We start from the raw sequence: 13,439 nt of genomic DNA on the forward strand, positions 1-13,439 counted from the left end.
GGACGAAGCCGGCGGTCTGCAGCAGCCACCCGACGGCCGCCGCACCGGCCATCGCCGCCACCAGGCTGAACACCTGGGTGCGGAGCCCGTCCCACACCATCCGGCGCTTGGCGAGCACCAGACCGACGGCCGCGGTGAGCGCGGACCCGACCTGTGGCGCGATGACCATCGACCCCACGACGAGCGCGGGCGAATCCAGCAACAGGCCGGAGACCGCCACGAGCGACGACAACAGCGTCATCGAGTAGTACGTCGCCGCGTTCGGCGTCATGTCGTGGGCTTTCGCGGACAGCTCCTCGGGGTCGATGGATTCGTCGGCCTCGCTGCCAGCGACGAACCGGGATTCGAGTTCGTCGAAGTGCTCGGTCGCTGCGCTCTCCGCGTTCGACACCACCCGGTAGCGGTCGTCGTAGCCCGCGTCGCGCAGGTCCGAGAGGAGGGGTTCGACGGCCTGCGCGGGCAGCGGGAACTGGACGAGCGTCTCGTTCTCGCCAGCCAGCAGGACGTAGTCGACGCCCTCGTCGTCGAGCACATCCAGAATTGCAGACCGGTTGTCGGGCGGGAGTGCGAGTTGGACGAGCCGCACACGAAGCTGTTCGCTGTGGGGACTGTAAACAGTTCGGCCAGCTACCGGATCGTAGACAGTTCGGCCAGCTACCGGATCGTAGACAGTTCGGCCGGGTTGCGGTTCGAACCCAGTTCGACCGGCCGGGGCCGAACACAGTTCTCTCGACTACTGGACCGCGTTCGTCGCTGCGCGCATGACGTCCAGCGCGTCGCGGAGTTCCGCCATGTCGGTGGCGTACGAGATTCGCGCGTAGCCCTGACCGTTGTCGCCGAACGCGCCGCCGGGCACGACGACGACGCCGCGGTCGATGACTTCGTCCACCCAGCCGTCGGGGACCTTCGGCATCGCGTAGAACGCGCCCCGCGGGGTCGGTACGTCCAGCCCCATGTCCTCGAGTTCGTCCAGGAGGACGTCGCGGCGCTGCTGGAACGAGTCGACCATCTCGTCGACGACGCCCTGCGGGCCGGTGAGCGCGGCTTCCGCGGCGTACTGGGCGGGCGCGCTGGCGCAGGCCTGTGCGTACTGGTGGACGCGCAGCATGCGTTCCGCGCGGCGCTCGCTGGCGGCGACCCAGCCGAGTCGCCATCCCGTCATCGAGTACGTCTTCGAGCACGCGTTCACCACGACGACGTTGTCCGTCTCCGCGAACTCGATGGGCGACCGGTGTTCGCCCTCGAAGACGATGTGTTCGTACACCTCGTCGCTGATGCACAGCACGTCGTGTTCGTCTGCGATGCGCGCGAACTCGCGCATGTCCTCGGGGTCCTGGACCGCGCCCGTGGGGTTCGCGGGGGAGTTCACGACGAACGCCGCCGTGTTGTCTGTGATGTGTTCCTCGACCGTCGCGGGGTCGAGGGTCAGGTCCTCGCGCAGCCCGAGCGGCACTGGGTCGCCGCCCGCGATCCGCGTGAGCGCGTCGTAGGAGACGAAGCCGGGGTCCGGGAACAGCACTTCTTCGCCGGGGTCGACGTGGGCTTCCAGCGCGATGTGGAGAGCTTCGCTCCCACCGGCAGTCGCGATGATTCCCTCGGGCGGAACGTCCACGTCGTTGTCACGCGCGTGCTTCTGGACGATTGCGTCGACGAGGTCCGGGGTGCCGCGGTTGGACGTGTAGGCGTCGGCCTTGCCCGCGTCGATAGCGTCGACAGCCGCCCGTCGCGCGTGCTCGGGGGTCGGGAAGTCGGGTTGGCCGAGTCCGAGGTTGATGGCGTCCTCGCCGGCAGCCTCGAACACTTCGCGGATGCCACTGATGGAGACCTGCTCGACGCGCTCGGAGAACTCCGTCATACCAGACACCCGGTCGCCGGACGTGATAATTCTACTCCTCCCGGCGACGCCGCCGCGCCGCGACCACTTTTGTCACTCCAGTACGACGACCCGCGCATGGACGTGCGGCCCCTCGACTCTCGACGCGATTTACAAGGCGTCCACCGGGTGAACGTGCTGGCGTGGCGCGAGGCCTACGACGGCATCCTCCCCGAGTCGGTCCTCGAGGAGCGCAGCGTCGACCTGCCACCGGGGGACGCCGCCGCGCAGTACGACCGACTCCGGTCACAGCCCGGGTGCTTTCTCGTCGCCGTCGACGACGACGTAATCCGTGGGTACCTCTTCCTCAGGTGGGGCCACGACAGCAAGCAGTTCGTCGACGAGGACGAAGCCGGCCTCAAGGAGATCTACGTCGAACCCGACTACTGGGGCGAGGGAATCGGCACGCGACTCCTCGACCGCGCGCTCGACGAACTGCCCGATTACATCGACGCCGTGAAACTGGAGATGCTGGCCGGCAACGACGTCGCACAGTCGTTCTACGAGTCCCACGACTTCGAGCAGGTCGGGTCCACGGAGTTCGAACTCGGCGACGACACCTACCCGACGGACGTCTACGAGAAGCACGTCTAGATCGGGGCGCGGGAGTGTCTGCGACCCGAGCCGCGCGAGCATTCGCGCGTCGGAACGTGCGAACAGTGAGCATCCGGCGACCGAGCGGTCCGCAGGACCCGGTCGGTCGCCGGTTCACCGCGCGAACGGAGTGAACGCGGGGAGTTTTTCGCGTAGCATTTTGCGAGGAGCGGTCGCCGAAGGCGACCCGACGAGTAAAACGGTCCTACTGGAACATCCGCATGGGGCGGGCCTGGGTGGCTTCCTCGTCGCCGGCTTCCTGCATGGCTTTCGCGAGTTGTTGTTTCTGTTCGCGGATTTCCTCGGCGCGGTCGACGAGGTCGTCGGTGGGGACGTCGACGTCGGCGAGCGGTTCGATGGTGACTTCGATGAGGCGTTTGGCGGCGGCGGGGTCGGGGAACTGGGGGTCGGATTCGACGACGAGGCCGGCGGCGTCGACGCTGGATTCGCTGGCGGCGTTGATGAGGGCGCCGGTGGGGCCGCCGATGAGGCCGCGTTCGGGCGGGGTTTCGATGCCGTGGTCCTGGAGGCGGCTGGCGGTGGCGTCGGTCGTGGCGATGCCGAAGACGTCCGGGAGCGTGCTGGGGTCGTGGTCCTCGATGGGGAGGCCGCTGAGGTAGAGCGGGGTGGCGTCGCGGCTGGCGAGCCATTCGGTGAAGCAGTCCGAGAAGTCGGCGGTGGCCTGCCGGGAGATGGGGACGTCGGACTGGAGCGCGAGCAGGTCCCGGGATTCGTCGGCGTACACGCGGACGGGCGGGAGGACGTCGCGGCTGTCTTCGTCGTAGATGGTGACCGGTGGGACGCCATCGCATTCGATGCTGGCGACGTACTCCATGTCGAAGGTCCCGATGAGGTGGTCGGTCGTGATCTTGCCGACGAGGCCGACGCCGGGGAGGCCTTCGACGAGCGTTGGAGCATCGAGGTCGGGTTCTGCGGTGACACGTACGCGGGCCATACGGACACCGTCGACTGGCGGACGCATAAAAAATCGGGCTGCGGGCGGGTAACTATTCGGTCGACTCGTCGTCCAGGGACGCCAGCAGTTCCGCGTCGGTGCGGAACTTCAGGACGTTGTGGACCGCGGAGTTCCGGAGGTTGGAGACGACGCTGCCGTGTTTCTTGTAGAACTCGTGGATCCACTTGGACTCCTGTTCGCGGGTGGGGAACATCATCACGGACTTCCACTGGTACTCGCCGTCCGAGAGGAAGTAGAAGAGGGTGTGTTTGCTGTCGCGGATGTACGTCATGGCGTCGCGCCACTCGTCGGCGAAGTGATCGGGGTCGAACTTGAACTCGAAGAGGCCGAAGATGAAGTACTCCTCGTTGGGGACGATGGCCTCGCGGAAGACGCCGTCCTCGCGCATCTTCCGGATGCTCTCGCTGACGGTGACGTGGGAGACGTCGATGTCGTACTCGTCGTCGAGGAGGGCCGCGAGGTCCCGGGAGGAACGCTGGGGGTCCTTTGAGAGTTCCTGCAGGATGACCACGTCGCGGTGCTTGAACGACCAGGACGGCGTCTCGGACATGTCGGCGTGTTCAGTGCCATCAGTGGTGTGCGTTTCGGTTGTCTGAGTTAGCGCTGGAACGGTGGGTGTGTGTCCCTCGAGCAGTGGAAGGAACCGCTGCCGGGACGGGTACCGGAAGTACACGTCACCGAAATTATTTAACGATTGTTAAGGAACGTCTACGCATGCCTGGCGGCGCAGACATGACACTCCGACAGTTCCTGTGGCGAGCGGAGAACGTCTTCGGCGACCGTGAAGTCGTCTCCCGCACACACCGGGGTATCGAACGGTACACGTACGACGAGTACGCTGACCGCGTCCGAAAACTCGCCAGCGCGCTCGACGAGTTCGGCGTCCAGACCGGTGACCGCGTGGCGACGTTCGCGTGGAACCACCACTGGCACCTGGAGATGTACTACGGCGTGCCGTGCCTCGGCGCGCAGCTCCACATGATCAACATCCTGTTGCCCGACACCCACGTCCAGCACCTGGTCTCGGACGCCGAGGACAAACTCGTGTTCGTGGACGCGACGATGGTCGACAAACTCGAGGGCGCGTACGACGCCGACGCCTTCGAGAGCGTCGAGCAGTTCGTCGTCATGGGCGACCAGGTGCCCGACACGACGCTGGCGCCGATCACGGACTACGAGTCGTTCGTCGAGTCCGGCGACCCCGACTTCACCTTCCCGGACGTCGACGAGGAACAGCCGGCCGGGATGTGTTACACGTCCGGCACGACGGGGATGCCGAAGGGCGTCGAGTACACCCACAAGATGTACTGGGCGCACACGATGTCGCTGTTGACGGGCGAACTCGGCCTTCGGAACACGGACGTCGAACTCACGATCGTCCCGATGTTCCACGTCAGCGGGTGGGGGCGTCCCTTCGCGACAATCGCGTCAGGCGCGAAGACCGTCCTCCCTGGCCCGAACCCGGAGCCCGCCGACATCGCCTCGCTCGTCGAGAACGAGGGCGTCACGAAGAGCGCCGGCGTCCCGACCGTATGGCGGGGCCTCCTCCAGTACGCTCGCGAGGCCGACCCGGACCTCTCGTCGCTGGAGTTCGCGCTCTGCGGCGGCGCTGCCACCCCGAAGGGCCTGATTCGCGCGTACCGCGACGAACTCGGCGTGGAGCTCGCCAGCGGGTACGGGATGACCGAGACGACGCCCGTGACCCACGTCTCCGAGCACCGTCCGGAGACGCGGGACTACGAGGGCGAGGACCTCCTGGAGTTGCGCGCGCACGCCGGCCTGCCGGCCCCCGGCGTCGAGATGCGCGTCGTCGGCGACGACGGCGAGGAGGTCCCGTGGGACGGCGAGTCCCTCGGCGAACTCCTGATGCGGGGACCGTGGGTCACTCAGGAGTACTTCAACGCCCCGGAGAAGACCCGCGAAGCGGTCACCGAGGACGGCTGGCTCCGCACCGGCGACATCGTGCGCGCCCAGGAGAACGGCTACGTCGACGTCGTCGACCGCGTGGACGACCTCGTGAAGAGCGGCGGCGAGTGGATCTCCAGCGTCGAGGTCGAGAACCGCATCATGGGCCACGAGGACGTCGCAGAAGCGGCGGTCATCCCCGTCGAGCACCCGCAGTGGGACGAGCGCCCGGCGGCGTTCGTCGTCCCGGACGGCGACGTCGACGAGAGCCAGCTGCGAGAGGAACTGCAAGCCCACGTCACCGAGACGTACCCCGACTGGTGGTCGCCGGACGCCGTCCGGTTCATCGACGAGATTCCGAAGGGCTCGACCGGGAAGTTCTCGAAGGTGACGCTGAAAGACGAGTACGTCGACGACAGCCTCCGCGAGCGCGTCGAGGAAGCCGCTCCGGGTGAGTAAGCCAGCTCCGCGGTCGGACCGTAGCACTCCGGGGTCCGTCCCTCCCGTAGCTTTTCCTACAGTGGCCGCCAACTCGTGGCCATGACTGACCACTCCGACGAGTACGTGTCGCGACTCGTCGACGAACCCGCGCTCCGGGCGTACCTGGCGGACGCGGTGGGGCCGGCCGAAGAGTTCAGCGTCGAGCGGCACGCCGAAGGCCACTCCAACGAGACGCTGTTCGTTGAGTGGGGCGGCCGCGACCTGGTCGTGCGGCGGCCGCCGCCCGGCGAAACAGCCGAAACGGCCCACGACGTCCTCCGGGAGTACCGCGTCATGGACGCCCTCCAGGACACCGACGTTCCCGTCCCGGAGACGGTCGCAGCCTGCGAGGACCACGACGTCATCGGCAGCGATTTCTACGTGATGGAGCGCGTCCGGGGGGACGTCCTGCGCGACAAGGAACCGCAGCGATTCGCCGAAGCGGAGATGCGCGAGGGCGTCGGGAACGAACTCGTGGACACGCTCGCGGCCATCCACGACGTCGGCGTCGAGGCAGTCGGCCTCGGGGAGTTCGGGCGACCGTCCGGCTACACGCGCCGCCAGGTGGATCGGTGGCGGAAACAGCTCTCGTGGGCGTTCGAGGTCACCGAAGCGGAGCGCGAGGTTCCGAAACTGGAGCGCGTGGGCGCCTGGCTCGACGACAACGTCCCGGACGACCATCCGGGGACGCTCGTCCACGGCGACTACAAACTCGACAACGTCGTGTACGCGCCCGGGACGCCGCCGGACCTCGCGGCCGTCCTGGACTGGGAGATGGCGACGCTCGGCGACCCGCGAGCGGACCTCGGGTGGCTGCTGAGCTACTGGCGCGACGCGAAGGACCCGGAGCCGGTGGTCGAGGACCTCGCGAACAGGTTCGTGGAGCGCGACGGCTACCCCACTCGCAGGGACCTCGTCGACCGCTACGAGGCCGCCACGGGAATCGAGTACACGAACGATCGGTTCTACCGCGCGCTCGCCGTCTACAAGCTCGCGGCGCTCGGGGAGATGTTCTACCGGCGCCACCTCGAGGGGAACGCCGACGACCCGATGTACCCCCTGATGGCGGACCGGGTGCCAGCGCTCGCAGAGCGCGCCACCCGAATCATCGACGGCGACGAACCGCTCTGAGGCGCCTGCCGCCCGCGCTGCTCGCGGCGGCCAGAGCGGATTTACAATCGCTTTCTCCGCGGCGCCTTTGATTACCATCGTTCAACTCACGGACGGGGATTAATGGTGGTGGAGGCGGAGGACGCAGACATGCAGGACGACATCGAGCGCGTCGCGGTTCTCGGCGCGGGCAACATGGGCCACGGCATCACCGAGGCGGCGGCAATCGCGGGCTACGACGTCGTGATGCGGGACGTCGACGAGGACGTCCTCGCGGACGGCTCCGAGCAGATCGATTGGAGCGTCCGGAAACTGGCCGAGAAGGGGGAACACGACGCCGACCCGGACGCCGTCCTCGACCGCATCGAGACCACGACGGACCTCGAACGAGCGGTCGCCGACGCCGACGCGGTAATCGAGGCCGTCCCCGAGAAACTCGCGCTGAAGCGCGACGTGTTCACGGACCTCGAGGAGTACACCGACGAGGACGCGCTGCTCGCGACGAACACGTCCTCGCTGTCCATCACGGACATCGCGGCCGCGACCGACGCCGCCGAGCGCGTCGTCGGCCTCCACTTCTTCAACCCACCCGTCCGGATGGACCTCGTGGAAGTCGTCTACGGCGAGCAGACCAGCGACGACACCGCCGAGCGGGCCTACGAGTTCGCGGAGTCGCTGGGGAAGACGCCGATTTACGTCCGCAAGGACGTCAACGGCTTCGTCGTGAACTCGGTGCTCGGCCCGTTCGTCGAGGAACCGGCGTGGATGGTGTCCGGCGACGAGGCGACGGTCGAGCAGGCCGACGCCGCGATGGTCCACGAGCGCGGCTACCCGATGGGGCCGTTCGAACTCTCGGACCTCACGGGCATCGACGTCGCCTACCACGTCCGCGAGGAAGCCGGGAAACCGATTCCGCCGGTCATGGAGGACCGGGTAGAAGCGGGGGACCTCGGCCGGAAGACCGGGCGGGGATACTACGACTACGAGGGCGGCGAGGGCGCGACCTACGAACCCGAGGACGCCGAGGGCTTCGACTGGCTCCGCGTCGAGGCCCGGATGGTCAACGAGGCCGCGAAACTCGTCGGTGACGACGTCGCCACGCCCGAGGAGGTGGACACGGGGATGCGCCTCGGCACCGGCTTCCCGGAGGGGCCGTGTTCGCGCGGCGACGACCTCGGCCTCGACGCCGTCCTCGAGAAGCTACGAGACTGCCGCACGGCGACGGGTAGCGACCGCTTCGAGCCGGCGGACTTTCTCGTCGGACTGGTCGAAGCGGGGAAGACGGGCCTGGACGCGGGCCGAGGCTTCTACGAGTACGACGAGTAGGGGGCGACGCCGCGCCAGCGGTTCGACCACGTCGGTATCCCGTGCAGGAAGACGACCGCGTGGTCGCTGGGGTCGCCCGCTTCGAAGCACGCGATGTCGAGGTCGCGGCCGTCGAAGCTGTCCGTCGTCGCGGACTGGCGGTCGGACCACTCCCCGTGCGGCCCGTCGCCGTGCCCCGTGCGCAGGGGTCAGAGGACGCGGTCCGCGATGATGTTCTTCTGGATCTCGCTGGTCCCCTCGTAGATTTTCGTGATGCGGGCGTCCCGGTAGTACCGCTCGGCGGGGTGGTCGGTCACAAACCCCGCGCCGCCGTGGACCTGGAGCGCGTCGTCTGCGACGTCGACGGCGTGCTCGGATGCGAACAGCTTCGCCATGCTCGCAAACTTCGCAGCGAGGTCGTCGTCCCCGGATTCCACGTACGAGGCTGCGCGGTAGGTCAGCGACCGCGCGGCCTCGACTGCGGTCGCCATCTCCGCGACCATGTGCTCGATGGACTGGTACTCCTTGATGAGTTGGCCGCCCTGCTCGCGCTCGTTGGCGTACTCGACGGCGGCGTCGAGCGCGGCTTGCGCGGTCCCGAGCGCCTGCGCGGCGACGTTCACGCGCCCGGACGCGAAGAAGTCCATCAGCTGGTAGAACCCCTCGTCCACCTCGCCGACGACGTGGTCCGCCGGGACCCGAACGCCGTCGAGTTTGATTTCCGCGAGGTCCGACGCGCGGATGCCGAGTTTGTTGTCGATCTTCGTCGGCCGGAACCCCTCGGTGTCTGTCGGCACGAGGAACGCCGTGATGCCGCGGTGTGCTGGCTCGACCTCGGTGTCCGTCTTCGCCATCACGACGGCGACGTCCGCGACAGTCCCGTTCGTGATCCACATCTTGTCGCCGTCGATGACGTACTCGTCCCCCGCTTTCTCGGCGCGCGTCTCGATGCCCGCGACGTTCGACCCGTGGGCCGGCTCGGAGATGCAGCTACAGCACGCCGAGTCGCCGTTGGCTATTCGCGGCAGCCACTCCTCTTTCATCCACTCGTCGCCGTACGTCGCCAGCATGCTCGTCCCGAACCCGCGAGCGCTGATTGCGGAGCCGATGCCGGGGTCTGCGCGCCACAGTTCCTCTGTGACGAGGACCGAGGACAGCGTGTCCATGCCTGCGCCGTCGTACTCGCGGGGAATCGTCGGCGCAACCAGGTCCAGGTCCGCGGCGCGTTCGACGACGTCCGCCGGGTACTCCCTGGACTCGTCGTGTTCGCGGGCGACCGGCTCGATTTCCGCCTCGCCGAACTCCCGGACTGCGGTGCGAATCGCCCGCTGCTCGTCTGTCAGCTGGAAGCTCATACCTCCGGGCTCTCCATGACGTCCGGGACGCCCGCGGCGGTGACGGTCTCCCCCACGATGTAGGAACTCGCGGGGCTGGCGAGGAACTGCGCGAGGTCCGCGATCTCCTCGCTCGTGCCGATGCGGCGCTCGACCGTCTCGCGGTCGACGTCGTCCGCCGAGACCCCCATCTGCGACTCGACACCCGGGGTCGCGACGAACCCGGGCGCGATGCAGTTCACGCGAACGTCCTCGCCGGCCCACTCGTTGGCCAGCGTCGTCGTGAGGTTGATGACCGCGGCCTTCGCTGCGCCGTAGTGGCTCATGTACGGCGACCCCTTCTGGCCCGCGACGCTCGAGAGGTTGATGACTGTCCCGCCGTCGTCCTTGAGGTGCTCGCCGGCGGCCTGCGTGCAGTTGTAGGTGCCCGTGAGGTTGATGTCGACGATGGTCTGCCAGCCGTTCTCGCTGATGTCGTCGAACGACGCCATGAAGCTCGCGCCGGCGTTGTTCACGAGGCAGTCGACGCCGCCGAACTCCTCGACGGTGGCTTCCACGAGCGCCTCGACGGCGCCCCTGTCGGTGACGTCGCACTCGACGGCGAGCGCGCGCCCGCCGTCGGCGTCCTCGATACCCTCGGCGACCGGGTCGACGTTGCCCTGTTCGCGCGAACAGACGACCACGTTCGCGCCGTCCGCAGCGAACCGTTCGGCGATTGCTCGCCCGATGCCGCTGGACGCCCCGGTGACGATGGCCGTCTGGCCGTCGACGCTGAACTGTTCGACGGTCATTGTCGGCCCCGCGTCGAGCTAGTCGTTACCATTGGTAACACGAGAGTGACTTCTGCTGTACAAATAATAAACCTTGGCAGCAGGTGTCGTTCGGCCCGGTCGGCCGGCGAACGTAACCCACAAGCGCCCCTCCGGCCTACACGGTGTCAATGGACGCGCTCGCTCGGTACGAACCGATCATCCCGGAGTTCGATGCGTTCCTCGAGGCCTGCGAACGCCACCTCCCCACGACGGTGCGGGTCAACTCGATCAAGGCGACCCGGGACCGCGTGGTCGATGCGCTCGAAGCCGAGGGCATCGACGTCTACGGCCGCGACTGGAACAGCGACGTGCTGGGCGTCGCCACCGGCAAACCGGGGAAGACGTGGCCGTACGTCCACGGCTGGATTCACGGCCAGGAAGAAGTGTCGGCGGTGCCGCCCGCGATTCTGGACCCCCAGCCCGGGGAGGTCGTCTGGGACTCGTGTGCCGCGCCCGGCGGGAAGACCACCCAGATCGCGGCCGCCATGGACGACGAGGGCCTGGTCGTCGCGAACGACGACAACCTCGGGCGGCTCTCGGCGCTCCGCGCGAACTGCGACCGCCTCGGCGTCACTTCGGCGGCGGTGACGAACACCGACGCCCGCCGCGCGACGCTGGACCCGTTCCCCGGTGTCGACGCCTTCGACCGCGCGCTCGTCGACGCGCCCTGCACCTGCGAGGGCACCGTCCGCAAGAACGCCGACGCGCTCGAGGGCGCCGGAGCGAGCGCCAGTCGGAACCTCGCGGCGCTGCAGTCCGACATCCTCGAACGCGCCATCGAACTCACTCGCGAGGGCGGCACCGTGGTCTACTCCACGTGCACGTTCGCCCCCGAGGAGAACGAGGCGGTCGTCGACGACGCCCTCGCAGACGGCGACTGTCGCCTCCTCGAGTTCGACACCGGCCTCGAATCCTCCCCCGGAATCACGGAGTGGAACGACGAGACGTACGACGACTCGCTGACGAAGACGCGCCGCTACTACCCCCACCAGAACGACACGGGCGGGTTCTTCGCCGCGAAACTGGAGGTGACGGCATGACAGACGACGACAGCGGGTCCAGCGAGAGCGACGATCGTGGTGACAGCGGTATCGATTACTTCCGCCGGAACAGAAGCGGACAGTTCGACCGCCTGCCCGAGACCGAGGGGGACAGGATGGTCGAGGGTCGTCCCTCGCGCGAAGCGGTCGTGGACTGGTGGGTCGACCGGTTCGCCGTCCCCGAGGACACGTTCGCCGACTACACGCTCTGGGAGAAGGGCAAGGGGAAGGTCTGGGCGTTACCCTACGACCTCGAGGGCCCGGTCCCGGTGGAGGCGCTCGGACTCAAACTCCTGCGCACGCGCCAAGAGCACTGGAAGCCGACGACCGACGCAGTCCAGCGGTTCGGGCGCGCCGCCGAGCAGAACGTCGTCGTGCTCGAGGAAGACCGGGCGAGGCGCTTCCTCGCCGGTGACGACCAGGAACTCGACTGGGACGGCGACTGGGGCTACCTGGTCGTCGCGCACGAACTCGCGGGCGGTGTCGAGCCGATCGGCGTCGGCCTCTACACGTACGGCGAACTCACGTCGATGGTGCCGAAAGGCCGGCGCCGCGACCTGTGAGGTTGCGGGTCACAGGCCCACGAGCGTGAACGCGGCGACGGAGCAGCCAGCGGAGACGGCCGACAGATTCGCGCGCGTCCCGGGAGGGAGAACATGGCGTCTTCTCGCACTCACCGAAATGGCGTACTGGCGACCCTGCGGAACCGACTGATGGCCCCTGCTGGACGTTCCGGTGAGCCATTTGCGCCGCCTACGGTACCAGTACTCGCGAGGTTCGTATTCGGAAATAGCCCGCCGGGAGTTACTTCTCCCGGAGGGTGCCGCCGCTGAGCCCGTCCCAGTCGACCCGGTAGCCGAGCCGAGAGAACAGCGCGCTCGCGTCCTCGACGCCGTGCTCGCTCGCGACGGCCTCCGCATCCTCACGTGACAGTCCCGCTTCGAGCTGGTCGGCCACGGCGTCTAGCACGGTTGGTCGGACGAGGGTGCGTCCGACCTGCTCGTGGTCGGGGAACGCCACCGCTTCGATGGCCTCCTCGCTGACCCCGTGGCGCGCGGCGAGCGCCGACAGCGTCACGGCGTCCGCGTCCGGCCTGAGCTCGTCGGGGAGTTCGGCCGCCGACGCCGCCACGAGGTCGGTTTCGAGGTCGCGGAGCGCGTCCACGACGTCCTTCACGCGCACGCTCCCGGTGTACTCCACGACGCGGTGATCGCGGGCTTCGACGTCCTCGCCGACCCCGAGGTCCGCGTCCACCGCCACCAGCAGCGTCTCGTCCGTGGCCGCCAGCTGGCTCAGCTTCTTCTCGACGTACTCCGGGGTCCAGAACCCCATGATCTCGAAGTAGACGCGCTCGTCGCCGAACTCGTAGTCGAACGCGAAGTCCGGCACCATCAGTCGGTCGCCGGCCGCCAGCACGTCCGGCTCCCGGACCAGCGCCCAGTCCAGGTCCAACGACTCGAACCGGGCGGCGAACTCCTGTTCGACGCCGCTGTCGTACTCCACGTCCGTCACCGGGTCGGCGTTCGGCACCGTGAGGTCGTCGTCGGTCAGCACGAGCAGGCGCTCGGTCCCGCGGTCGTCGATTGTCGCCTCGACGCGCCAGTCGTCGCCCCGCGCGACAGTCCGCAGCACACGCGCGAACCGGGTGCCGTACCGGCGCGTGTGCCGGAACAGCGCGTCCGGCCCGGTAAGCACGACCTCCCGGCCCCCGCCGTCGCCCAGCGGCACGACTTCGTACAGCAACCCCAGGCGCTTCACCGCCGACACGAGGCGTCGCGGGTCCGACGACTGCACGCGCATCTCCGTCGCGTCGAACAGCGCGGTCTGGGCGAGCGAGAGGTTGTACTGAGCGAGTAGCTCGGACGGCGTCCACCGCGCGGCGACCTCCCGCAGGACCTCCCGGGACTCCCGGTCGGCGTACAGCGACGACGCCAGCTGGTCGGGCGACACCTCCCCGGGGAACCGGTCGGCGGCCAGCGAGAGCGCATGCTGGCGTTCCTCCTCGTGGAC

The 13,439-nt window shown here is 68.1% G+C and carries 12 protein-coding genes and 1 pseudogene; 6 read left to right on the forward strand and 7 right to left on the reverse strand.

Annotated elements, in window-relative coordinates; genetic code table 11:
• The coding region (locus tag GRX66_RS20565; RefSeq protein ID WP_159526566.1) for a DUF389 domain-containing protein at positions 1–586 on the reverse strand (586 nt) is incomplete at its 3' end.
• A 147-nt stretch (positions 587–733) separates the two neighbouring features.
• Positions 734–1,855 (reverse strand): pyridoxal phosphate-dependent aminotransferase, encoded by a 1,122-nt coding sequence (locus GRX66_RS10790; protein WP_159526567.1) that lies wholly within the window; start codon positions 1,853–1,855, stop codon positions 734–736.
• Between the two features lie 96 nt (positions 1,856–1,951).
• On the opposite strand from GRX66_RS10790, the gene GRX66_RS10795 reads away from it, so the two are divergent.
• The gene (locus GRX66_RS10795) at positions 1,952–2,467 is read left to right on the forward strand and encodes a GNAT family N-acetyltransferase (RefSeq protein WP_159526568.1); all 516 of its coding nucleotides are present in this window, start codon (positions 1,952–1,954) and stop codon (positions 2,465–2,467) included.
• A 205-nt stretch (positions 2,468–2,672) separates the two neighbouring features.
• Here the strand turns inward: GRX66_RS10795 and GRX66_RS10800 are convergent, their stop codons facing one another.
• Both GRX66_RS10800 and GRX66_RS10805 read right to left on the reverse strand, forming a co-directional pair.
• Positions 2,673–3,422 (reverse strand): proteasome assembly chaperone family protein, encoded by a 750-nt coding sequence (locus tag GRX66_RS10800; RefSeq protein WP_159526569.1) that lies wholly within the window; start codon positions 3,420–3,422, stop codon positions 2,673–2,675.
• Between the two features lie 52 nt (positions 3,423–3,474).
• Positions 3,475–3,993, reverse strand: a complete 519-nt coding sequence (locus tag GRX66_RS10805; RefSeq protein WP_159526570.1) for a winged helix-turn-helix domain-containing protein — start codon at positions 3,991–3,993, stop codon at positions 3,475–3,477.
• A gap of 164 nt (positions 3,994–4,157) precedes the next feature.
• Here GRX66_RS10805 and GRX66_RS10810 point away from each other — a divergent pair, with 164 nt between their 5' ends.
• The 3 genes and pseudogenes from GRX66_RS10810 to GRX66_RS10820 form a co-directional block, all read left to right on the forward strand.
• Positions 4,158–5,807 (forward strand): long-chain-fatty-acid--CoA ligase, encoded by a 1,650-nt coding sequence (locus GRX66_RS10810; protein WP_159526571.1) that lies wholly within the window; start codon positions 4,158–4,160, stop codon positions 5,805–5,807.
• Positions 5,808–5,888: 81 nt separating this feature from the next.
• Positions 5,889–6,959, forward strand: a complete 1,071-nt coding sequence (locus GRX66_RS10815) for a phosphotransferase family protein (RefSeq protein ID WP_159526572.1) — start codon at positions 5,889–5,891, stop codon at positions 6,957–6,959.
• A gap of 129 nt (positions 6,960–7,088) precedes the next feature.
• Positions 7,089–8,258 (forward strand): annotated as a pseudogene (locus GRX66_RS10820) (3-hydroxyacyl-CoA dehydrogenase); the annotation flags it as partial.
• 194 nt (positions 8,259–8,452) lie between these two features.
• Here the strand turns inward: GRX66_RS10820 and GRX66_RS10825 are convergent.
• Together GRX66_RS10825 and GRX66_RS10830 are read right to left on the reverse strand one after the other, a co-directional pair.
• Positions 8,453–9,598, reverse strand: a complete 1,146-nt coding sequence (locus GRX66_RS10825) for an acyl-CoA dehydrogenase family protein (RefSeq protein ID WP_159526573.1) — start codon at positions 9,596–9,598, stop codon at positions 8,453–8,455.
• Positions 9,595–10,368 (reverse strand): SDR family NAD(P)-dependent oxidoreductase, encoded by a 774-nt coding sequence (locus tag GRX66_RS10830; protein WP_159526574.1) that lies wholly within the window; start codon positions 10,366–10,368, stop codon positions 9,595–9,597. Before GRX66_RS10830 ends, GRX66_RS10825 begins: the two co-directional genes overlap by 4 nt.
• Before the next feature lie 149 nt (positions 10,369–10,517).
• On the opposite strand from GRX66_RS10830, the gene GRX66_RS10835 reads away from it, so the two are divergent.
• Both GRX66_RS10835 and GRX66_RS10840 read left to right on the forward strand, forming a co-directional pair.
• A complete protein-coding gene (locus tag GRX66_RS10835; protein WP_159526575.1) occupies positions 10,518–11,429 on the forward strand; it encodes an RsmB/NOP family class I SAM-dependent RNA methyltransferase in 912 nt (303 codons plus the stop codon).
• Positions 11,426–11,992 carry a DUF7122 family protein gene (locus GRX66_RS10840; protein WP_159526576.1) on the forward strand — a complete coding sequence of 189 codons (567 nt, stop codon included), beginning with the start codon at positions 11,426–11,428 and terminating at the stop codon, positions 11,990–11,992. The genes GRX66_RS10835 and GRX66_RS10840 overlap by 4 nt, the downstream gene beginning before the upstream one ends.
• Before the next feature lie 241 nt (positions 11,993–12,233).
• Here GRX66_RS10840 and GRX66_RS10845 read toward each other — a convergent pair.
• Positions 12,234–13,439 (reverse strand): DUF790 family protein (locus GRX66_RS10845; protein WP_159526577.1); only part of this gene is annotated, 1,206 nt, incomplete at its 5' end.

Origin of the sequence: Halobacterium bonnevillei, from assembly GCF_009831555.1 — an archaeon.
Lineage (GTDB): Archaea > Halobacteriota > Halobacteria > Halobacteriales > Halobacteriaceae > Halobacterium > Halobacterium bonnevillei.

What these genes read in the sequence shown, in the direction of transcription:
- GRX66_RS10790 (WP_159526567.1), bottom strand. Translation starts at nt 1,855, where the DNA reads ATGACGGAGTTCTCCGAGCGCGTCGAGCAGGTCTCCATCAGTGGCATC.
- GRX66_RS10795 (WP_159526568.1), top strand. Translation starts at nt 1,952, where the DNA reads ATGGACGTGCGGCCCCTCGACTCTCGACGCGATTTACAAGGCGTCCAC.
- GRX66_RS10800 (WP_159526569.1), bottom strand. Translation starts at nt 3,422, where the DNA reads ATGGCCCGCGTACGTGTCACCGCAGAACCCGACCTCGATGCTCCAACG.
- GRX66_RS10805 (WP_159526570.1), bottom strand. Translation starts at nt 3,993, where the DNA reads ATGTCCGAGACGCCGTCCTGGTCGTTCAAGCACCGCGACGTGGTCATC.
- GRX66_RS10810 (WP_159526571.1), top strand. Translation starts at nt 4,158, where the DNA reads ATGCCTGGCGGCGCAGACATGACACTCCGACAGTTCCTGTGGCGAGCG.
- GRX66_RS10815 (WP_159526572.1), top strand. Translation starts at nt 5,889, where the DNA reads ATGACTGACCACTCCGACGAGTACGTGTCGCGACTCGTCGACGAACCC.
- GRX66_RS10825 (WP_159526573.1), bottom strand. Translation starts at nt 9,598, where the DNA reads ATGAGCTTCCAGCTGACAGACGAGCAGCGGGCGATTCGCACCGCAGTC.
- GRX66_RS10830 (WP_159526574.1), bottom strand. Translation starts at nt 10,368, where the DNA reads ATGACCGTCGAACAGTTCAGCGTCGACGGCCAGACGGCCATCGTCACC.
- GRX66_RS10835 (WP_159526575.1), top strand. Translation starts at nt 10,518, where the DNA reads ATGGACGCGCTCGCTCGGTACGAACCGATCATCCCGGAGTTCGATGCG.
- GRX66_RS10840 (WP_159526576.1), top strand. Translation starts at nt 11,426, where the DNA reads ATGACAGACGACGACAGCGGGTCCAGCGAGAGCGACGATCGTGGTGAC.